The sequence below is a fragment of the Flavobacterium sp. CHNK8 genome (assembly GCF_019774515.1).
GTDB classification, from domain to species: domain Bacteria; phylum Bacteroidota; class Bacteroidia; order Flavobacteriales; family Flavobacteriaceae; genus Flavobacterium; species Flavobacterium tiangeerense.
Genome location: NZ_CP081492.1, coordinates 1,385,273 through 1,412,162, shown reverse-complemented (window position 1 = coordinate 1,412,162; position 26,890 = coordinate 1,385,273). Strand labels below are relative to the sequence as shown.

1 protein-coding gene is annotated in these 26,890 nt (G+C 44.2%); it reads left to right on the top strand.

Features of this window, described 5'->3' with window-relative positions; all coding sequences use genetic code 11:
- The first annotated feature begins 27 nt into the window (after positions 1–27).
- Positions 28–26,766, top strand: coding sequence for a Calx-beta domain-containing protein (locus K5V07_RS05935; RefSeq protein ID WP_221916758.1), 26,739 nt, complete (start codon positions 28–30; stop codon positions 26,764–26,766).
- Positions 26,767–26,890: the final 124 nt, after the last annotated feature.

Here is a 26,890-nt window from a genome sequence, read left to right as displayed (position 1 = left end):
AAGCAAAATATAAGAATATCAAAAAATATGGAAAACCATTACTTTCATTTTTCTGCGAAATTTAAAAAAAACTTATTTGGTCTTTTTTTAAATTTTATTTTTTTACTTTCTCTTACCGCCTCTTTTGGGCAAACACCCCAACCAAGTCAACGTTATCAAGGTGTAATAAAAGGTGGAGTTACACTATTTGGAAATTCATGGTATTATAGTGCACCAGCAAACAACACTGCACGACTAACTCCTGATATCGACGGTGATGCTACCACATCACTGTCCACTAGTAGTGACTTAATTTTACCTGCAGGCTCTAGAATTGAAAAGGCTTTTTTGGCTATTGAAAAAGGTCTAGATGGAGGTAATTTTACGTCTGTTAAAATCAAAACACCTGGTTCAGCAACATATACAACTTTAAACACAACAACAGCTTTAGCAAATAAAAATGTTTTAGGATCAGGATCCAGATATTATCAAGCTATTTGGGATGTTACTTCGTTAATGCCTGCAAACGGTTTTGAAAGCATAGCAGGAGGTGGACCTGCTGGACGCTATTTCCTTGCAGATCCATTGCCAGGTTCATCGAGCCTTCCTATGGGTGGCTGGTCAATAATTGTGATCTACAGTAATGCAAATTCACCTTCCAGAAATATTACAGTAGCTGACAATTGGCAATTTTTCAATAATGCAACCGTTGATTCAGATGTACTTAACGTTACTGTTCCTGCATCTGGTTCAGTCACAGCTGTTGTTGGATTAACTGGTACGTATGGCGATAGAACCTTTGCTGATTTTCTTCGTTTTGGAAGAACAACAGGGACATTAACAGATTTAGCAGATCCAAGAACTGGAGTAACAAATGACGCTTTGAACAGTAGTATTGCTATGACGGCTAATAATAATGTTTCAGCAGATGGAGGACCTCCAATGGCTGGTAATATAACTACTCGAAACCCAATTAGTGCTGGACATATTTATGGTGCTTCCGAATCTTGGGATTACGATGCTGATATTTTTAATGCTTCAGGTATTTTACCTAATTCTTTAACACCTATAAATGTCAGACTAAGACAAAGTTCAACGGGAGGAGATTACCTAGCTTCAGGTTCCTATTTTATTTCTATAGATGTAACTGCTCCTTCACTAACAAAAACGCTTTCCCCCACAACAATTATTGACGGACAAACTGCAACGTACACTTGGGTGGTTTCTAATAATGGTGGTGGTGCAGCTTTATTAACAGGATTAGGTTTTGTAGATACTTTACCCTCAAACATTAGAGTGGCGGCTACCCCTAACGTAACCATTAATTATACTGGCGGTGGAACTTTAGGAACGGTAACTGCAAATCCAAATACGGGAAGTGTTTCTCTTTCTGGATTAACGTTACCTGCAGGAGCAACAGCAACAATTACAGTAGACATTACCAATAGTCCTGGGCAACTCAATCCATCTTGTACAGGAAATCCTGGTCCTTTTACTAACAGCAACGCTAATTTCACAACTTCAGGAGGAGTCTCTACTAACGTTGTACCACAATGTTTAATTGTGCAACCTAATTGTTCTGCATATACTTTAGTTGTTAATAATCCAGCTGCAGTTTGCTCGCCAGCTACGGTAAACTTAACAGCAAATGCAGTCACTGCAGGTTCGTCAACACAAACATATACATATTACACTGATTCAGCTGCAACAAATGTTTATGCGACACCAAATGCTGCAACTGCTGGAACCTACTATATTAAAGGTACAAATTCAATAGGCTGTACGGATACAAAACCTGTGGTGGTAACGGTTACACCATTGAATACGATCGCAGCAGGTACAAGCCAAACGGTTTGTATCAACTCGGCAATAACCAATATCACGCTTGCTACAACAGGTGCTACTGGAGCTACTTTCTCTGGTTTACCAGCAGGGGTAACAGGTTCATGGGCAGCCAATGTGGTGACTATAAGTGGTACACCTACAGCTTCTGGAACGTTCAACTATACCGTAACTACAACTGGTGGATGTCCTCCTGCAACAACAACTGGAACCATTACCGTTACACCTCAAAATACGATCGCAGCTGGAATTAACAGAACCACTTGTATCAACTCGGCAATAACCAATATCACGCTTGCTACAACAGGTGCTACTGGAGCTACTTTTTCTGGTTTGCCAGCAGGGGTAACAGGTTCATGGGCAGCCAATGTGGTGACTATAAGTGGTACACCTACAGCTTCTGGAACGTTCAACTATACCGTAACTACAACTGGTGGATGTCCTCCTGCAACAACAACTGGAACCATTACCGTTACACCTCAAAATACGATCGCAGCAGGTACAAGCCAAACGGTTTGTATCAACTCGGCAATAACCAATATCACGCTTGCTACAACTGGTGCTACTGGAGCTACTTTTTCTGGTTTACCAGCAGGGGTAACAGGTTCATGGGCAGCCAATGTGGTGACTATAAGTGGTACACCTACAGCTTCTGGAACGTTCAACTATACCGTAACTACAACTGGTGGATGTCCTCCTGCAACAACAACTGGAACCATTACCGTTACACCTCAAAATACGATCGCAGCAGGTACAAGCCAAACGGTTTGTATCAACTCGGCAATAACCAATATCACGCTTGCTACAACAGGTGCTACTGGAGCTACTTTTTCTGGTTTGCCAGCAGGGGTAACAGGTTCATGGGCAGCCAATGTGGTGACTATAAGTGGTACACCTACAGCTTCTGGAACGTTCAACTATACCGTAACTACAACTGGTGGATGTCCTCCTGCAACAACAACTGGAACCATTACCGTTACACCTCAAAATACGATCGCAGCTGGAATTAACAGAACCACTTGTATCAACTCGGCAATAACCAATATCACGCTTGCTACAACAGGTGCTACTGGAGCTACTTTTTCTGGTTTGCCAGCAGGGGTAACAGGTTCATGGGCAGCCAATGTGGTGACTATAAGTGGTACACCTACAGCTTCTGGAACGTTCAACTATACCGTAACTACAACTGGTGGATGTCCTCCTGCAACAACAACTGGAACCATTACCGTTACACCTCAAAATACGATCGCAGCAGGTACAAGCCAAACGGTTTGTATCAACTCGGCAATAACCAATATCACGCTTGCTACAACAGGTGCTACTGGAGCTACTTTTTCTGGTTTGCCAGCAGGGGTAACAGGTTCATGGGCAGCCAATGTGGTGACTATAAGTGGTACACCTACAGCTTCTGGAACGTTCAACTATACCGTAACTACAACTGGTGGATGTCCTCCTGCAACAACAACTGGAACTATTACCGTTACACCTCAAAATACGATCGCAGCAGGTACAAGCCAAACGGTTTGTATCAACTCGGCAATAACCAATATCACGCTTGCTACAACTGGTGCTACTGGAGCTACTTTTTCTGGTTTACCAGCAGGGGTAACAGGTTCATGGGCAGCCAATGTGGTGACTATAAGTGGTACACCTACAGCTTCTGGAACGTTCAACTATACCGTAACTACAACTGGTGGATGTCCTCCTGCAACAACAACTGGAACTATTACCGTTACACCTCAAAATACGATCGCAGCAGGTACAAGCCAAACGGTTTGTATCAACTCGGCAATAACCAATATCACGCTTGCTACAACAGGTGCTACTGGAGCTACTTTTTCTGGTTTGCCAGCAGGGGTAACAGGTTCATGGGCAGCCAATGTGGTGACTATAAGTGGTACACCTACAGCTTCTGGAACGTTCAACTATACCGTAACTACAACTGGTGGATGTCCTCCTGCAACAACAACTGGAACCATTACCGTTACACCTCAAAATACGATCGCAGCAGGAATTAACAGAACCACTTGTATCAACTCGGCAATAACCAATATCACGCTTGCTACAACAGGTGCTACTGGAGCTACTTTTTCTGGTTTGCCAGCAGGGGTAACAGGTTCATGGGCAGCCAATGTGGTGACTATAAGTGGTACACCTACAGCTTCTGGAACGTTCAACTATACCGTAACTACAACTGGTGGATGTCCTCCTGCAACAACAACTGGAACTATTACCGTTACACCTCAAAATACGATCGCAGCAGGTACAAGCCAAACGGTTTGTATCAACTCGGCAATAACCAATATCACGCTTGCTACAACTGGTGCTACTGGAGCTACTTTTTCTGGTTTGCCAGCAGGGGTAACAGGTTCATGGGCAGCCAATGTGGTGACTATAAGTGGTACACCTACAGCTTCTGGAACGTTCAACTATACCGTAACTACAACTGGTGGATGTCCTCCTGCAACAACAACTGGAACCATTACCGTTACACCTCAAAATACGATCGCAGCTGGAATTAACAGAACCACTTGTATCAACTCGGCAATAACCAATATCACGCTTGCTACAACTGGTGCTACTGGAGCTACTTTTTCTGGTTTGCCAGCAGGGGTAACAGGTTCATGGGCAGCCAATGTGGTGACTATAAGTGGTACACCTACAGCTTCTGGAACGTTCAACTATACCGTAACTACAACTGGTGGATGTCCTCCTGCAACAACAACTGGAACCATTACCGTTACACCTCAAAATACGATCGCAGCAGGTACAAGCCAAACGGTTTGTATCAACTCGGCAATAACCAATATCACGCTTGCTACAACTGGTGCTACTGGAGCTACTTTTTCTGGTTTGCCAGCAGGGGTAACAGGTTCATGGGCAGCCAATGTGGTGACTATAAGTGGTACACCTACAGCTTCTGGAACGTTCAACTATACCGTAACTACAACTGGTGGATGTCCTCCTGCAACAACAACTGGAACTATTACCGTTACACCTCAAAATACGATCGCAGCTGGAATTAACAGAACCACTTGTATCAACTCGGCAATAACCAATATCACGCTTGCTACAACTGGTGCTACTGGAGCTACTTTTTCTGGTTTACCAGCAGGGGTAACAGGTTCATGGGCAGCCAATGTGGTGACTATAAGTGGTACACCTACAGCTTCTGGAACGTTCAACTATACCGTAACTACAACTGGTGGATGTCCTCCTGCAACAACAACTGGAACCATTACCGTTACACCTCAAAATACGATCGCAGCAGGTACAAGCCAAACGGTTTGTATCAACTCGGCAATAACCAATATCACGCTTGCTACAACTGGTGCTACTGGAGCTACTTTTTCTGGTTTACCAGCAGGGGTAACAGGTTCATGGGCAGCCAATGTGGTGACTATAAGTGGTACACCTACAGCTTCTGGAACGTTCAACTATACCGTAACTACAACTGGTGGATGTCCTCCTGCAACAACAACTGGAACCATTACCGTTACACCTCAAAATACGATCGCAGCAGGTACAAGCCAAACGGTTTGTATCAACTCGGCAATAACCAATATCACGCTTGCTACAACTGGTGCTACTGGAGCTACTTTTTCTGGTTTACCAGCAGGGGTAACAGGTTCATGGGCAGCCAATGTGGTGACTATAAGTGGTACACCTACAGCTTCTGGAACGTTCAACTATACCGTAACTACAACTGGTGGATGTCCTCCTGCAACAACAACTGGAACCATTACCGTTACACCTCAAAATACGATCGCAGCAGGTACAAGCCAAACGGTTTGTATCAACTCGGCAATAACCAATATCACGCTTGCTACAACTGGTGCTACTGGAGCTACTTTTTCTGGTTTACCAGCAGGGGTAACAGGTTCATGGGCAGCCAATGTGGTGGCTATAAGTGGTACACCTACAGCTTCTGGAACGTTCAACTATACCGTAACTACAACTGGTGGATGTCCTCCTGCAACAACAACTGGAACCATTACCGTTACACCTCAAAATACGATCGCAGCAGGTACAAGCCAAACGGTTTGTATCAACTCGGCAATAACCAATATCACGCTTGCTACAACTGGTGCTACTGGAGCTACTTTTTCTGGTTTGCCAGCAGGGGTAACAGGTTCATGGGCAGCCAATGTGGTGACTATAAGTGGTACACCTACAGCTTCTGGAACGTTCAACTATACCGTAACTACAACTGGTGGATGTCCTCCTGCAACAACAACTGGAACCATTACCGTTACACCTCAAAATACGATCGCAGCAGGTACAAGCCAAACGGTTTGTATTAACTCTGCAATAACCAATATCACGCTTGCTACAACAGGTGCTACTGGAGCTACTTTTTCTGGTTTGCCAGCAGGGGTAACAGGTTCATGGGCAGCCAATGTGGTGACTATAAGTGGTACACCTACAGCTTCTGGAACGTTCAACTATACCGTAACTACAACTGGTGGATGTCCTCCTGCAACAACAACTGGAACCATTACCGTTACACCTCAAAATACGATCGCAGCAGGTACAAGCCAAACGGTTTGTATCAACTCGGCAATAACCAATATCACGCTTGCTACAACTGGTGCTACTGGAGCTACTTTTTCTGGTTTGCCAGCAGGGGTAACAGGTTCATGGGCAGCCAATGTGGTGACTATAAGTGGTACACCTACAGCTTCTGGAACGTTCAACTATACCGTAACTACAACTGGTGGATGTCCTCCTGCAACAACAACTGGAACCATTACCGTTACACCTCAAAATACGATCGCAGCAGGTACAAGCCAAACGGTTTGTATCAACTCGGCAATAACCAATATCACGCTTGCTACAACTGGTGCTACTGGAGCTACTTTTTCTGGTTTGCCAGCAGGGGTAACAGGTTCATGGGCAGCCAATGTGGTGACTATAAGTGGTACACCTACAGCTTCTGGAACGTTCAACTATACCGTAACTACAACTGGTGGATGTCCTCCTGCAACAACAACTGGAACCATTACCGTTACACCTCAAAATACGATCGCAGCAGGTACAAGCCAAACGGTTTGTATCAACTCGGCAATAACCAATATCACGCTTGCTACAACAGGTGCTACTGGAGCTACTTTTTCTGGTTTACCAGCAGGGGTAACAGGTTCATGGGCAGCCAATGTGGTGACTATAAGTGGTACACCTACAGCTTCTGGAACGTTCAACTATACCGTAACTACAACTGGTGGATGTCCTCCTGCAACAACAACTGGAACTATTACCGTTACACCTCAAAATACGATCGCAGCTGGAATTAACAGAACCACTTGTATCAACTCGGCAATAACCAATATCACGCTTGCTACAACTGGTGCTACTGGAGCTACTTTTTCTGGTTTACCAGCAGGGGTAACAGGTTCATGGGCAGCCAATGTGGTGACTATAAGTGGTACACCTACAGCTTCTGGAACGTTCAACTATACCGTAACTACAACTGGTGGATGTCCTCCTGCAACAACAACTGGAACCATTACCGTTACACCTCAAAATACGATCGCAGCAGGTACAAGCCAAACGGTTTGTATCAACTCGGCAATAACCAATATCACGCTTGCTACAACAGGTGCTACTGGAGCTACTTTTTCTGGTTTGCCAGCAGGGGTAACAGGTTCATGGGCAGCCAATGTGGTGACTATAAGTGGTACACCTACAGCTTCTGGAACGTTCAACTATACCGTAACTACAACTGGTGGATGTCCTCCTGCAACAACAACTGGAACCATTACCGTTACACCTCAAAATACGATCGCAGCAGGTACAAGCCAAACGGTTTGTATCAACTCGGCAATAACCAATATCACGCTTGCTACAACTGGTGCTACTGGAGCTACTTTTTCTGGTTTACCAGCAGGGGTAACAGGTTCATGGGCAGCCAATGTGGTGACTATAAGTGGTACACCTACAGCTTCTGGAACGTTCAACTATACCGTAACTACAACTGGTGGATGTCCTCCTGCAACAACAACTGGAACCATTACCGTTACACCTCAAAATACGATCGCAGCAGGTACAAGCCAAACGGTTTGTATCAACTCGGCAATAACCAATATCACGCTTGCTACAACTGGTGCTACTGGAGCTACTTTTTCTGGTTTGCCAGCAGGGGTAACAGGTTCATGGGCAGCCAATGTGGTGACTATAAGTGGTACACCTACAGCTTCTGGAACGTTCAACTATACCGTAACTACAACTGGTGGATGTCCTCCTGCAACAACAACTGGAACCATTACCGTTACACCTCAAAATACGATCGCAGCAGGTACAAGCCAAACGGTTTGTATTAACTCGGCAATAACCAATATCACGCTTGCTACAACAGGTGCTACTGGAGCTACTTTTTCTGGTTTACCAGCAGGGGTAACAGGTTCATGGGCAGCCAATGTGGTGACTATAAGTGGTACACCTACAGCTTCTGGAACGTTCAACTATACCGTAACTACAACTGGTGGATGTCCTCCTGCAACAACAACTGGAACCATTACCGTTACACCTCAAAATACGATCGCAGCAGGTACAAGCCAAACGGTTTGTATCAACTCGGCAATAACCAATATCACGCTTGCTACAACTGGTGCTACTGGAGCTACTTTTTCTGGTTTGCCAGCAGGGGTAACAGGTTCATGGGCAGCCAATGTGGTGACTATAAGTGGTACACCTACAGCTTCTGGAACGTTCAACTATACCGTAACTACAACTGGTGGATGTCCTCCTGCAACAACAACTGGAACCATTACCGTTACACCTCAAAATACGATCGCAGCAGGTACAAGCCAAACGGTTTGTATCAACTCGGCAATAACCAATATCACGCTTGCTACAACAGGTGCTACTGGAGCTACTTTTTCTGGTTTGCCAGCAGGGGTAACAGGTTCATGGGCAGCCAATGTGGTGACTATAAGTGGTACACCTACAGCTTCTGGAACGTTCAACTATACCGTAACTACAACTGGTGGATGTCCTCCTGCAACAACAACTGGAACCATTACCGTTACACCTCAAAATACGATCGCAGCTGGAATTAACAGAACCACTTGTATCAACTCGGCAATAACCAATATCACGCTTGCTACAACAGGTGCTACTGGAGCTACTTTTTCTGGTTTACCAGCAGGGGTAACAGGTTCATGGGCAGCCAATGTGGTGACTATAAGTGGTACACCTACAGCTTCTGGAACGTTCAACTATACCGTAACTACAACTGGTGGATGTCCTCCTGCAACAACAACTGGAACCATTACCGTTACACCTCAAAATACGATCGCAGCAGGTACAAGCCAAACGGTTTGTATCAACTCGGCAATAACCAATATCACGCTTGCTACAACTGGTGCTACTGGAGCTACTTTTTCTGGTTTGCCAGCAGGGGTAACAGGTTCATGGGCAGCCAATGTGGTGACTATAAGTGGTACACCTACAGCTTCTGGAACGTTCAACTATACCGTAACTACAACTGGTGGATGTCCTCCTGCAACAACAACTGGAACCATTACCGTTACACCTCAAAATACGATCGCAGCAGGTACAAGCCAAACGGTTTGTATCAACTCGGCAATAACCAATATCACGCTTGCTACAACTGGTGCTACTGGAGCTACTTTTTCTGGTTTGCCAGCAGGGGTAACAGGTTCATGGGCAGCCAATGTGGTGACTATAAGTGGTACACCTACAGCTTCTGGAACGTTCAACTATACCGTAACTACAACTGGTGGATGTCCTCCTGCAACAACAACTGGAACCATTACCGTTACACCTCAAAATACGATCGCAGCAGGTACAAGCCAAACGGTTTGTATTAACTCTGCAATAACCAATATCACGCTTGCTACAACAGGTGCTACTGGAGCTACTTTTTCTGGTTTACCAGCAGGGGTAACAGGTTCATGGGCAGCCAATGTGGTGACTATAAGTGGTACACCTACAGCTTCTGGAACGTTCAACTATACCGTAACTACAACTGGTGGATGTCCTCCTGCAACAACAACTGGAACCATTACCGTTACACCTCAAAATACGATCGCAGCTGGAATTAACAGAACCACTTGTATCAACTCGGCAATAACCAATATCACGCTTGCTACAACAGGTGCTACTGGAGCTACTTTTTCTGGTTTGCCAGCAGGGGTAACAGGTTCATGGGCAGCCAATGTGGTGACTATAAGTGGTACACCTACAGCTTCTGGAACGTTCAACTATACCGTAACTACAACTGGTGGATGTCCTCCTGCAACAACAACTGGAACCATTACCGTTACACCTCAAAATACGATCGCAGCAGGTACAAGCCAAACGGTTTGTATCAACTCGGCAATAACCAATATCACGCTTGCTACAACAGGTGCTACTGGAGCTACTTTTTCTGGTTTGCCAGCAGGGGTAACAGGTTCATGGGCAGCCAATGTGGTGACTATAAGTGGTACACCTACAGCTTCTGGAACGTTCAACTATACCGTAACTACAACTGGTGGATGTCCTCCTGCAACAACAACTGGAACTATTACCGTATTAGCACCTACTGTTGCTCTAGCTGGTACAACTTCAATTGCTGAAAATTCTGGTATTGGAACCATTTTAACAGCTACTTTATCAACTGCAACTATTAGTGATGTGATTATCACAATTTCTTATTCTGGAACAGCAATTTCAGGTTCTGATTACGCTGCGAATAGTACAACTATAACCATACCTTCAGGATCAACTACTGGTACTGTAACCATTACTCCTATAGATGACAATATCAATGAAGGTTCAGAAACAGTTATTGTAAATATTGACAGCGTAACTGGAGGTTGTGCTACAGAATTAGGTACTCAATCTGCAACTGTAACCATTACTGATAATGACAATGCGCCAACAGTAACTATAGCAAATGCGAGTAATACTGAAGGTGACTACTTGAATTTTGTAGTTACTTTGAGCAACCCATCGGCTACAGACATAACCCTTATTTTAGGATTTACCAACGAAACAACAACTAACGGAGATTACACCAATACGCCAGTAACGGTAACTTTCTTAGCGGGTACTACTATAGCGACTGCATTAATACCAACTACTGCTGATACTATTGATGAGAACAACGAAACCTTCACCGTAGCTATAACTAGCTCTACAGGAACAGTTGGATCTACAACCGATACCGCTACGGGTACGATTTTCGACAATAACAATGCGCCTACTGTGGCAACGATCACTCCTGCTTCGGCTACTGAAGGAAGTGCTGCTGTATTTACTTTTACATTAAGCAACCCTTCTGATCAAGCCATTACCTATACTTTTGTATTGACTAATGGTACCGCTGGAAGTGCGGATTACACCACTACAAACGTTGATGTACTTGTTCCTGCGGGTGCAACTACTGGAACCGTATTGGTACCTACAACTACGGATGCTATTGATGAAGTAAATGAGGACTTTAGCATTGCCTCTGGAGCTGCTTCGGCTACGGGTACCATTATCGACAATAACAACGCGCCTACTGTGGCAACGATCTCTCCGGCTTCGGCTACTGAAGGAACTGATGTGGTATTCAACTTTACATTAAGCAACCCTTCTGATCAAGCCATTACCTATACTTTTGTATTGACTAATGGTACCGCTGGAAGTGCGGATTACACCACTACAAACGTTGATGTACTTGTTCCTGCGGGTGCAACTACTGGAACTGTTTCGGTACCTACAACTGCGGATGCGATTGATGAAGTAAATGAGGACTTTAGCATTGCCTCTGGAGCTGCTTCGGCTACGGGTACCATTATCGACAATAACAACGCGCCTACTGTGGCAACGATCTCTCCGGCTTCGGCTACTGAAGGAACTGATGTGGTATTCAACTTTACATTAAGCAACCCTTCTGATCAAGCCATTACCTATACTTTTGTATTGACTAATGGTACCGCTGGAAGTGCGGATTACACCACTACAAACGTTGATGTACTTGTTCCTGCGGGTGCAACTACTGGAACTGTTTCGGTACCTACAACGGTAGATGCGATTGATGAAGTAACTGAAAACTTTAGTATTGCCTCTGGAGCTGCTTCGGCTACGGGTACGATTTTCGACAATAACAATGCGCCTACTGTGGCAACGATCACTCCTGCTTCGGCTACTGAAGGAAGTGCTGCTGTATTTACTTTTACATTAAGCAACCCTTCTGATCAAGCCATTACCTATACTTTTGTATTGACTAATGGTACGGCTGGAAGTGCGGATTACACCACTACAAACGTTGATGTACTTGTTCCTGCGGGTGCAACTACGGGAACTGTTTCGGTACCTACAACTGCAGATGCGATTGATGAAGTAACTGAAAACTTTAGTATTGCCTCTGGAGCTGCTTCGGCTACGGGTACGATTATCGACAATAACAATGCCCCTACGGTGGCAACGATCACTCCTGCTTCGGCTACTGAAGGAAGTGCTGCTGTATTTACTTTTACATTAAGCAACCCTTCTGATCAAGCTATTACCTATACTTTTGTATTGACTAATGGTACGGCTGGAAGTGCGGATTACACCACTACAAACGTTGATGTACTTGTTCCTGCGGGTGCAACTACGGGAACTGTTTCGGTACCTACAACTGCGGATGCGATTGATGAAGTAACTGAAAACTTTAGCATTGCCTCTGGAGCTGCTTCGGCTACGGGTACCATTATCGACAATAACAATGCGCCTACTGTGGCAACGATCACTCCTGCTTCGGCTACTGAAGGAACTGATGTGGTATTCAACTTTACATTAAGCAACCCTTCTGATCAAGCCATTACCTATACTTTTGTATTGACTAATGGTACCGCTGGAAGTGCGGATTACACCACTACAAACGTTGATGTACTTGTTCCTGCGGGTGCAACTACGGGAACTGTTTCGGTACCTACAACTGCGGATGCGATTGACGAAGTAACTGAAAACTTTAGTATTGCCTCTGGAGCTGCTTCGGCTACGGGTACGATTATCGACAATAACAATGCCCCTACGGTGGCAACGATCACTCCTGCTTCGGCTACTGAAGGAAGTGCTGCTGTATTTACTTTTACATTAAGCAACCCTTCTGATCAAGCTATTACCTATACTTTTGTATTGACTAATGGTACGGCTGGAAGTGCGGATTACACCACTACAAACGTTGATGTACTTGTTCCTGCGGGTGCAACTACTGGAACTGTTTCGGTACCTACAACTGCGGATGCGATTGATGAAGTAACTGAAAACTTTAGTATTGCCTCTGGAGCTGCTTCGGCTACGGGTACGATTATCGACAATAACAATGCGCCTACTGTGGCAACGATCACTCCTGCTTCGGCTACTGAAGGAACTGATGTGGTATTCAACTTTACATTAAGCAACCCTTCTGATCAAGCCATTACCTATACTTTTGTATTGACTAATGGTACCGCTGGAAGTGCGGATTACACCACTACAAACGTTGATGTACTTGTTCCTGCGGGTGCAACTACTGGAACCGTATTGGTACCTACAACTACGGATGCTATTGATGAAGTAAATGAGGACTTTAGCATTGCCTCTGGAGCTGCTTCGGCTACGGGTACCATTATCGACAATAACAACGCGCCTACTGTGGCAACGATCTCTCCGGCTTCGGCTACTGAAGGAACTGATGTGGTATTCAACTTTACATTAAGCAACCCTTCTGATCAAGCCATTACCTATACTTTTGTATTGACTAATGGTACCGCTGGAAGTGCGGATTACACCACTACAAACGTTGATGTACTTGTTCCTGCGGGTGCAACTACTGGAACTGTTTCGGTACCTACAACTGCGGATGCGATTGACGAAGTAACTGAAAACTTTAGTATTGCCTCTGGAGCTGCTTCGGCTACGGGTACGATTATCGACAATAACAACGCCCCTACTGTGGCTACCATATCTCCGGCTTCGGCTACTGAAGGAACTGATGTGGTATTCAACTTTACATTGAGCAACCCTTCTGATCAAGCCATTACCTATACTTTTGTATTGACTAATGGTACCGCTGGAAGTGCGGATTACACCACTACAAACGTTGATGTACTTGTTCCTGCGGGTGCAACTACTGGAACTGTTTCGGTACCTACAACGGTAGATGCGATTGACGAAGTAACTGAAAACTTTAGTATTGCCTCTGGAGCTGCTTCGGCTACGGGTACGATTATCGACAATAACAACGCCCCTACTGTGGCTACCATATCTCCGGCTTCGGCTACTGAAGGAACTGATGTGGTATTCAACTTTACATTGAGCAACCCTTCTGATCAAGCCATTACCTATACTTTTGTATTGACTAATGGTACCGCTGGAAGTGCGGATTACACCACTACAAACGTTGATGTACTTGTTCCTGCGGGTGCAACTACTGGAACTGTTTCGGTACCTACAACGGTAGATGCGATTGATGAAGTAACTGAAAACTTTAGTATTGCCTCTGGAGCTGCTTCGGCTACGGGTACCATTATCGACAATAACAATGCGCCTACTGTGGCAACGATCACTCCTGCTTCGGCTACTGAAGGAACTGATGTGGTATTCAACTTTACATTAAGCAACCCTTCTGATCAAGCCATTACCTATACTTTTGTATTGACTAATGGTACCGCTGGAAGTGCGGATTACACCACTACAAACGTTGATGTACTTGTTCCTGCGGGTGCAACTACTGGAACCGTATTGGTACCTACAACTACGGATGCTATTGATGAAGTAACTGAAAACTTTAGCATTGCCTCTGGAGCTGCTTCGGCTACGGGTACGATTATCGACAATAACAATGCCCCTACGGTGGCAACGATCACTCCTGCTTCGGCTACTGAAGGAACTGATGTGGTATTCAACTTTACATTGAGCAACCCTTCTGATCAAGCCATTACCTATACTTTTGTATTGACTAATGGTACCGCTGGAAGTGCAGATTACACCACTACAAACGTTGACGTACTTGTTCCTGCGGGTGCAACTACGGGAACTGTTTCGGTACCTACAACTGCGGATGCGATTGATGAAGTAACTGAAAACTTTAGCATTGCCTCTGGAGCTGCTTCGGCTACGGGTACGATTATCGACAATAACAACGCCCCTACTGTGGCTACCATATCTCCGGCTTCGGCTACTGAAGGAACTGATGTGGTATTCAACTTTACATTGAGCAACCCTTCTGATCAAGCCATTACCTATACTTTTGTATTGACTAATGGTACCGCTGGAAGTGCGGATTACACCACTACAAACGTTGATGTACTTGTTCCTGCGGGTGCAACTACTGGAACTGTTTCGGTACCTACAACGGTAGATGCGATTGATGAAGTAACTGAAAACTTTAGTATTGCCTCTGGAGCTGCTTCGGCTACGGGTACCATTATCGACAATAACAATGCCCCTACTGTGGCAACGATCTCTCCTGCTTCGGCTACTGAAGGAACTGATGTGGTATTCAACTTTACATTAAGCAACCCTTCTGATCAAGCCATTACCTATACTTTTGTATTGACTAATGGTACGGCTGGAAGTGCGGATTACACCACTACAAACGTTGACGTACTTGTTCCTGCGGGTGCAACTACTGGAACCGTATTGGTACCTACAACTGCGGATGCGATTGATGAAGTAACTGAAAACTTTAGTATTGCCTCTGGAGCTGCTTCGGCTACGGGTACGATTATCGACAATAACAATGCGCCTACTGTGGCAACGATCACTCCTGCTTCGGCTACTGAAGGAACTGATGTGGTATTCAACTTTACATTGAGCAACCCTTCTGATCAAGCCATTACCTATACTTTTGTATTGACTAATGGTACGGCTGGAAGTGCAGATTACACCACTACAAACGTTGACGTACTTGTTCCTGCGGGTGCAACTACGGGAACTGTTTCGGTACCTACAACTGCGGATGCGATTGATGAAGTAACTGAAAACTTTAGCATTGCCTCTGGAGCTGCTTCGGCTACGGGTACGATTATCGACAATAACAACGCCCCTACTGTGGCTACCATATCTCCGGCTTCGGCTACTGAAGGAACTGATGTGGTATTCAACTTTACATTGAGCAACCCTTCTGATCAAGCCATTACCTATACTTTTGTATTGACTAATGGTACCGCTGGAAGTGCGGATTACACCACTACAAACGTTGATGTACTTGTTCCTGCGGGTGCAACTACTGGAACTGTTTCGGTACCTACAACGGTAGATGCGATTGATGAAGTAACTGAAAACTTTAGTATTGCCTCTGGAGCTGCTTCGGCTACGGGTACCATTATCGACAATAACAATGCCCCTACTGTGGCAACGATTGCTCCTGCTTCGGCTACCGAAGGAACTGATGTGGTATTCAACTTTACATTAAGCAACCCTTCTGATCAAGCCATTACCTATACTTTTGTATTGACTAATGGTACCGCTGGAAGTGCGGATTACACCACTACAAACGTTGATGTACTTGTTCCTGCGGGTGCAACTACTGGAACCGTATTGGTACCTACAACTACGGATGCTATTGATGAAGTAACTGAAAACTTTAGCATTGCCTCTGGAGCTGCTTCGGCTACGGGTACGATTATCGACAATAACAATGCCCCTACGGTGGCAACGATCACTCCTGCTTCGGCTACTGAAGGAACTGATGTGGTATTCAACTTTACATTGAGCAACCCTTCTGATCAAGCCATTACCTATACTTTTGTATTGACTAATGGTACCGCTGGAAGTGCAGATTACACCACTACAAACGTTGACGTACTTGTTCCTGCGGGTGCAACTACGGGAACTGTTTCGGTACCTACAACTGCGGATGCGATTGATGAAGTAACTGAAAACTTTAGCATTGCCTCTGGAGCTGCTTCGGCTACGGGTACGATTATCGACAATAACAACGCCCCTACTGTGGCTACCATATCTCCGGCTTCGGCTACTGAAGGAACTGATGTGGTATTCAACTTTACATTGAGCAACCCTTCTGATCAAGCCATTACCTATACTTTTGTATTGACTAATGGTACCGCTGGAAGTGCGGATTACACCACTACAAACGTTGATGTACTTGTTCCTGCGGGTGCAACTACTGGAACTGTTTCGGTACCTACAACGGTAGATGCGATTGATGAAGTAACTGAAAACTTTAGTATTGCCTCTGGAGCTGCTTCGGCTACGGGTACCATTATCGACAATAACAATGCCCCTACTGTGGCAACGATCTCTCCTGCTTCGGCTACTGAAGGAACTGATGTGGTATTCAACTTTACATTAAGCAACCCTTCTGATCAAGCCATTACCTATACTTTTGTATTGACTAATGGTACGGCTGGAAGTGCGGATTACACCACTACAAACGTTGACGTACTTGTTCCTGCGGGTGCAACTACTGGAACCGTATTGGTACCTACAACTACGGATGCTATTGATGAAGTAAATGAGGACTTTAGCATTGCCTCTGGAGCTGCTTCGGCTACGGGTACCATTATCGACAATAACAACGCGCCTACTGTGGCAACGATCTCTCCGGCTTCGGCTACTGAAGGAACTGATGTGGTATTCAACTTTACATTAAGCAACCCTTCTGATCAAGCCATTACCTATACTTTTGTATTGACTAATGGTACCGCTGGAAGTGCGGATTACACCACTACAAACGTTGATGTACTTGTTCCTGCGGGTGCAACTACGGGAACTGTTTCGGTACCTACAACTGCGGATGCGATTGACGAAGTAACTGAAAACTTTAGTATTGCCTCTGGAGCTGCTTCGGCTACGGGTACGATTATCGACAATAACAATGCCCCTACGGTGGCAACGATCACTCCTGCTTCGGCTACTGAAGGAAGTGCTGCTGTATTTACTTTTACATTAAGCAACCCTTCTGATCAAGCTATTACCTATACTTTTGTATTGACTAATGGTACGGCTGGAAGTGCGGATTACACCACTACAAACGTTGATGTACTTGTTCCTGCGGGTGCAACTACTGGAACTGTTTCGGTACCTACAACTGCGGATGCGATTGATGAAGTAACTGAAAACTTTAGTATTGCCTCTGGAGCTGCTTCGGCTACGGGTACGATTATCGACAATAACAATGCGCCTACTGTGGCAACGATCACTCCTGCTTCGGCTACTGAAGGAACTGATGTGGTATTCAACTTTACATTAAGCAACCCTTCTGATCAAGCCATTACCTATACTTTTGTATTGACTAATGGTACCGCTGGAAGTGCGGATTACACCACTACAAACGTTGATGTACTTGTTCCTGCGGGTGCAACTACTGGAACCGTATTGGTACCTACAACTACGGATGCTATTGATGAAGTAAATGAGGACTTTAGCATTGCCTCTGGAGCTGCTTCGGCTACGGGTACCATTATCGACAATAACAACGCGCCTACTGTGGCAACGATCTCTCCGGCTTCGGCTACTGAAGGAACTGATGTGGTATTCAACTTTACATTAAGCAACCCTTCTGATCAAGCCATTACCTATACTTTTGTATTGACTAATGGTACCGCTGGAAGTGCGGATTACACCACTACAAACGTTGATGTACTTGTTCCTGCGGGTGCAACTACTGGAACCGTATTGGTACCTACAACTACGGATGCTATTGATGAAGTAAATGAGGACTTTAGCATTGCCTCTGGAGCTGCTTCGGCTACGGGTACCATTATCGACAATAACAACGCGCCTACTGTGGCAACGATCTCTCCGGCTTCGGCTACTGAAGGAACTGATGTGGTATTCAACTTTACATTAAGCAACCCTTCTGATCAAGCCATTACCTATACTTTTGTATTGACTAATGGTACCGCTGGAAGTGCGGATTACACCACTACAAACGTTGATGTACTTGTTCCTGCGGGTGCAACTACTGGAACTGTTTCGGTACCTACAACTGCGGATGCGATTGATGAAGTAAATGAGGACTTTAGCATTGCCTCTGGAGCTGCTTCGGCTACGGGTACCATTATCGACAATAACAACGCGCCTACTGTGGCAACGATCTCTCCGGCTTCGGCTACTGAAGGAACTGATGTGGTATTCAACTTTACATTAAGCAACCCTTCTGATCAAGCCATTACCTATACTTTTGTATTGACTAATGGTACCGCTGGAAGTGCGGATTACACCACTACAAACGTTGATGTACTTGTTCCTGCGGGTGCAACTACTGGAACTGTTTCGGTACCTACAACGGTAGATGCGATTGATGAAGTAACTGAAAACTTTAGTATTGCCTCTGGAGCTGCTTCGGCTACGGGTACGATTTTCGACAATAACAATGCGCCTACTGTGGCAACGATCACTCCTGCTTCGGCTACTGAAGGAAGTGCTGCTGTATTTACTTTTACATTAAGCAACCCTTCTGATCAAGCCATTACCTATACTTTTGTATTGACTAATGGTACGGCTGGAAGTGCGGATTACACCACTACAAACGTTGATGTACTTGTTCCTGCGGGTGCAACTACGGGAACTGTTTCGGTACCTACAACTGCAGATGCGATTGATGAAGTAACTGAAAACTTTAGTATTGCCTCTGGAGCTGCTTCGGCTACGGGTACGATTATCGACAATAACAATGCCCCTACGGTGGCAACGATCACTCCTGCTTCGGCTACTGAAGGAAGTGCTGCTGTATTTACTTTTACATTAAGCAACCCTTCTGATCAAGCTATTACCTATACTTTTGTATTGACTAATGGTACGGCTGGAAGTGCGGATTACACCACTACAAACGTTGATGTACTTGTTCCTGCGGGTGCAACTACGGGAACTGTTTCGGTACCTACAACTGCGGATGCGATTGATGAAGTAACTGAAAACTTTAGCATTGCCTCTGGAGCTGCTTCGGCTACGGGTACCATTATCGACAATAACAATGCGCCTACTGTGGCAACGATCACTCCTGCTTCGGCTACTGAAGGAACTGATGTGGTATTCAACTTTACATTAAGCAACCCTTCTGATCAAGCCATTACCTATACTTTTGTATTGACTAATGGTACCGCTGGAAGTGCGGATTACACCACTACAAACGTTGATGTACTTGTTCCTGCGGGTGCAACTACGGGAACTGTTTCGGTACCTACAACTGCGGATGCGATTGACGAAGTAACTGAAAACTTTAGTATTGCCTCTGGAGCTGCTTCGGCTACGGGTACGATTATCGACAATAACAATGCCCCTACGGTGGCAACGATCACTCCTGCTTCGGCTACTGAAGGAAGTGCTGCTGTATTTACTTTTACATTAAGCAACCCTTCTGATCAAGCTATTACCTATACTTTTGTATTGACTAATGGTACGGCTGGAAGTGCGGATTACACCACTACAAACGTTGATGTACTTGTTCCTGCGGGTGCAACTACTGGAACTGTTTCGGTACCTACAACTGCGGATGCGATTGATGAAGTAACTGAAAACTTTAGTATTGCCTCTGGAGCTGCTTCGGCTACGGGTACGATTATCGACAATAACAATGCGCCTACTGTGGCAACGATCACTCCTGCTTCGGCTACTGAAGGAACTGATGTGGTATTCAACTTTACATTAAGCAACCCTTCTGATCAAGCCATTACCTATACTTTTGTATTGACTAATGGTACCGCTGGAAGTGCGGATTACACCACTACAAACGTTGATGTACTTGTTCCTGCGGGTGCAACTACTGGAACCGTATTGGTACCTACAACTACGGATGCTATTGATGAAGTAAATGAGGACTTTAGCATTGCCTCTGGAGCTGCTTCGGCTACGGGTACCATTATCGACAATAACAACGCGCCTACTGTGGCAACGATCTCTCCGGCTTCGGCTACTGAAGGAACTGATGTGGTATTCAACTTTACATTAAGCAACCCTTCTGATCAAGCCATTACCTATACTTTTGTATTGACTAATGGTACCGCTGGAAGTGCGGATTACACCACTACAAACGTTGATGTACTTGTTCCTGCGGGTGCAACTACTGGAACTGTTTCGGTACCTACAACTGCGGATGCGATTGACGAAGTAACTGAAAACTTTAGTATTGCCTCTGGAGCTGCTTCGGCTACGGGTACGATTATCGACAATAACAACGCCCCTACTGTGGCTACCATATCTCCGGCTTCGGCTACTGAAGGAACTGATGTGGTATTCAACTTTACATTGAGCAACCCTTCTGATCAAGCCATTACCTATACTTTTGTATTGACTAATGGTACCGCTGGAAGTGCGGATTACACCACTACAAACGTTGATGTACTTGTTCCTGCGGGTGCAACTACTGGAACTGTTTCGGTACCTACAACGGTAGATGCGATTGACGAAGTAACTGAAAACTTTAGTATTGCCTCTGGAGCTGCTTCGGCTACGGGTACGATTATCGACAATAACAACGCCCCTACTGTGGCTACCATATCTCCGGCTTCGGCTACTGAAGGAACTGATGTGGTATTCAACTTTACATTGAGCAACCCTTCTGATCAAGCCATTACCTATACTTTTGTATTGACTAATGGTACCGCTGGAAGTGCGGATTACACCACTACAAACGTTGATGTACTTGTTCCTGCGGGTGCAACTACTGGAACTGTTTCGGTACCTACAACGGTAGATGCGATTGATGAAGTAACTGAAAACTTTAGTATTGCCTCTGGAGCTGCTTCGGCTACGGGTACCATTATCGACAATAACAATGCGCCTACTGTGGCAACGATCACTCCTGCTTCGGCTACTGAAGGAACTGATGTGGTATTCAACTTTACATTAAGCAACCCTTCTGATCAAGCCATTACCTATACTTTTGTATTGACTAATGGTACCGCTGGAAGTGCGGATTACACCACTACAAACGTTGATGTACTTGTTCCTGCGGGTGCAACTACTGGAACCGTATTGGTACCTACAACTACGGATGCTATTGATGAAGTAACTGAAAACTTTAGCATTGCCTCTGGAGCTGCTTCGGCTACGGGTACGATTATCGACAATAACAATGCCCCTACGGTGGCAACGATCACTCCTGCTTCGGCTACTGAAGGAACTGATGTGGTATTCAACTTTACATTGAGCAACCCTTCTGATCAAGCCATTACCTATACTTTTGTATTGACTAATGGTACCGCTGGAAGTGCAGATTACACCACTACAAACGTTGACGTACTTGTTCCTGCGGGTGCAACTACGGGAACTGTTTCGGTACCTACAACTGCGGATGCGATTGATGAAGTAACTGAAAACTTTAGCATTGCCTCTGGAGCTGCTTCGGCTACGGGTACGATTATCGACAATAACAACGCCCCTACTGTGGCTACCATATCTCCGGCTTCGGCTACTGAAGGAACTGATGTGGTATTCAACTTTACATTGAGCAACCCTTCTGATCAAGCCATTACCTATACTTTTGTATTGACTAATGGTACCGCTGGAAGTGCGGATTACACCACTACAAACGTTGATGTACTTGTTCCTGCGGGTGCAACTACTGGAACTGTTTCGGTACCTACAACGGTAGATGCGATTGATGAAGTAACTGAAAACTTTAGTATTGCCTCTGGAGCTGCTTCGGCTACGGGTACCATTATCGACAATAACAATGCCCCTACTGTGGCAACGATCTCTCCTGCTTCGGCTACTGAAGGAACTGATGTGGTATTCAACTTTACATTAAGCAACCCTTCTGATCAAGCCATTACCTATACTTTTGTATTGACTAATGGTACGGCTGGAAGTGCGGATTACACCACTACAAACGTTGACGTACTTGTTCCTGCGGGTGCAACTACTGGAACCGTATTGGTACCTACAACTGCGGATGCGATTGATGAAGTAACTGAAAACTTTAGTATTGCCTCTGGAGCTGCTTCGGCTACGGGTACGATTATCGACAATAACAATGCGCCTACTGTGGCAACGATCACTCCTGCTTCGGCTACTGAAGGAACTGATGTGGTATTCAACTTTACATTGAGCAACCCTTCTGATCAAGCCATTACCTATACTTTTGTATTGACTAATGGTACGGCTGGAAGTGCAGATTACACCACTACAAACGTTGACGTACTTGTTCCTGCGGGTGCAACTACGGGAACTGTTTCGGTACCTACAACTGCGGATGCGATTGATGAAGTAACTGAAAACTTTAGCATTGCCTCTGGAGCTGCTTCGGCTACGGGTACGATTATCGACAATAACAACGCCCCTACTGTGGCTACCATATCTCCGGCTTCGGCTACTGAAGGAACTGATGTGGTATTCAACTTTACATTGAGCAACCCTTCTGATCAAGCCATTACCTATACTTTTGTATTGACTAATGGTACCGCTGGAAGTGCGGATTACACCACTACAAACGTTGATGTACTTGTTCCTGCGGGTGCAACTACTGGAACTGTTTCGGTACCTACAACGGTAGATGCGATTGATGAAGTAACTGAAAACTTTAGTATTGCCTCTGGAGCTGCTTCGGCTACGGGTACCATTATCGACAATAACAATGCCCCTACTGTGGCAACGATTGCTCCTGCTTCGGCTACCGAAGGAACTGATGTGGTATTCAACTTTACACTAAGCAACCCATCGGCGGTTGATACAACTTATACTTTTGTATTGACTAATGGAACTGCTGGAAGTGCAGATTACACGACTACAGACGTTACGGTAACGGTGCCTGCTGGTGCTACTACTGGAACCGTTTCGGTACCAACGACTACGGATACAATTTACGAAGTAAATGAGGACTTTAGTATTGCCTCTGGAGCTGCTTCGGCTACTGGTACGATTATCGACAATAACAACGCCCCTACGGTGGCAACGATCACTCCGGCTTCGGCTATTGAAGGAACTGATGTGGTATTCAACTTTACACTAAGCAACCCATCGGCGGTAGATACAACTTATACTTTTGTATTGACTAATGGAACTGCTGGAAGTGCAGATTACACCACTACTGCTGTAACTGTAAATGTTCCTGCGGGTGCTACTACGGGAACTGTAGCTGTACCTGCAACTGCAGATGCTATTGACGAAGTAAATGAGGACTTTAGTATTGCCTCTGGTACTGCTTCGGCTACGGGTACCATTATCGACAATAACAATGCTCCAACTGTGGCAACGATCTCTCCGGCTTCGGCTACTGAAGGAACTGATGTGGTATTCAACTTTACATTAAGCAACCCTTCTGATCAAGCCATTACCTATACTTTTGTATTGACTAATGGTACGGCTGGAAGTGCGGATTACACCACTACAAACGTTGACGTACTTGTTCCTGCGGGAGCAACTACGGGAACTGTTTCGGTACCTACAACGGTAGATGCTATTGATGAAGTAACTGAAAACTTTAGTATTGCCTCTGGAGCTGCTTCGGCTACGGGTACCATTATCGACAATAACAATGCCCCTACTGTGGCAACGATCACTCCTGCTTCGGCTACTGAAGGAACTGATGTGGTATTCAACTTTACATTGAGTAACCCTTCTGATCAAGCCATTACCTATACTTTTGTATTGACTAATGGTACCGCTGGAAGTGCGGATTACACCACTACAAACGTTGATGTACTTGTTCCTGCGGGTGCAACTACGGGAACTGTTTCGGTACCTACAACTGCAGATGCGATTGATGAAGTAACTGAAAACTTTAGTATTGCCTCTGGAGCTGCTTCGGCTACGGGTACCATTATCGACAATAACAATGCGCCTACTGTGGCAACGATCACTCCTGCTTCGGCTACTGAAGGAACTGATGTGGTATTCAACTTTACATTAAGCAACCCTTCTGATCAAGCCATTACCTATACTTTTGTATTGACTAATGGTACCGCTGGAAGTGCGGATTACACCACTACAAACGTTGATGTACTTGTTCCTGCGGGTGCAACTACTGGAACTGTTTCGGTACCTACAACGGTAGATGCGATTGATGAAGTAACTGAAAACTTTAGTATTGCCTCTGGAGCTGCTTCGGCTACGGGTACGATTATCGACAATAACAACGCCCCTACTGTGGCTACCATATCTCCGGCTTCGGCTACTGAAGGAACTGATGTGGTATTCAACTTTACATTGAGCAACCCTTCTGATCAAGCCATTATCTATACTTTTGTATTGACTAATGGTACCGCTGGAAGTGCGGATTACACCACTACAAACGTTGATGTACTTGTTCCTGCGGGTGCAACTACTGGAACTGTTTCGGTACCTACAACGGTAGATGCGATTGATGAAGTAACTGAAAACTTTAGTATTGCCTCTGGAGCTGCTTCGGCTACGGGTACCATTATCGACAATAACAATGCGATGATAGTAGCTGTAAATGACAATGTAGGCTTGGTTAATGGGATAACTGGTGGTGACACAGGTATCAACGTTTTAGATAATGATACCTTAAATGGAGTATTATTATCACATTCAGATGTTGTTATAACTTTTGTACCTAATGGCCCAATTACTGTAGGTTCTGACGGAAAAATCAGAGTATCACCTAATACACCAGCTGGAGTGTACACAGTTCAATATACTATATGTGAAACTATTAATCCTAGTAATTGTTCTATTGGGACTGTTACTGTGACTGTGGTAAGTGCAACTATGGTATTAACTGATGATGTTTACTCAAGTTTAAGCTGCAGTACTACAGGTATAATTGGAAATGTATTGACAAATGACACTTTCAACAACAGTCCATTATCTGCAGATAATATCAACGTAACGATACTTACTGGCCAAAATTCAAACATTCTGTTAGATAATTTAGGAAATCTTAGTATATCAAATAACATACCTACAGGACAATACGAATTGATTTACCAAGTATGCGAAAAACTAAATCCTTTAAATTGTCAAACGGCAAGAATTACAATTGTAATTAGTGACTTAGTTAGACCTACAATTGCAGCGTTACCAGCAATGACAACTGTTTCATGTGGTACAATACTTAATTTTGCACAAGCAACAGCAACTGATAATTGTGGAGCTGCAAGCTTAAGTTTTGTAGATATCACAACAGCAGGAAATTGTGCAGGATCTTATACAGTAACAAGAACTTGGACTGCTAGAGACGCTGCCGGTAATACTACAACAGCTTCGCAAATAATAAATGTTCAAGATAATCAAGGACCTATTACTGCTACCGCTTTCCAACAAAATGTAAATGTTAATTGCGATGCAATCCCAGTGAAACCTGAATTAGTCTTTACAGATGCATGTTCAAGTATAGCATCAAATAACTATACTGAAACAATTAATAACAACAATTCAAATTCATACACAATTGTTAGAGAATGGTTGGTAACAGATACATGCGGAAATACATCTAGGTTCACACAAAATGTGAATGTAACTAATGTAAATGGTTTGAAAACAATAGATAGTTCTGCGTGTAATGGTGATTCTGCTCTAATCAATTTGAGAAGTTTATTACCAACAGGAACATCTACAAATGGATCTTGGACTGATATTAATAACACTGGTGCTTTACAAGGAGATCAATTTAATCCTTTTGGTCTAAGCTTAGGAGATAAAGTATTTGAATACAAAGTAGTTGACACAACATGTCCTCAAACCTATAGAATAACGATTACAGTCAATGATGATTGTTTAGTATTAGAATGTGGAACAGTAAAAGTATTTAATGCTATATCTGTAAATAATGACGGTGTTAACGATAAATTAGTAATTGAAAACATTGACAATACCACTTGTTATCCAGAAAATAGCATCGAAATCTTTAACCGTTGGGGTGTTTCAGTTTTTGAAACTAAAAACTATAACAACCAAACTAATTATTTTGATGGATACTCTAGAGGTAGAACAACTATAAAAGATACTAACAGTCTACCTACTGGAACATATTTCTATATTTTAAACTACACTGCTATTATAGATGGTAAAACTCAAGTTAAAAAACTTAGTGGCTATTTATACATAAATCAATAAATCAATTTAATTTAATTTAATTTAATTTAATTTTAAACCTGAGGCTAACCCCTCAGGTTTTTTTTGCGATACTATCTAAAAAATAAATTAGCTAAATAGAGAGTACAAATGAATTGGTAGAAAG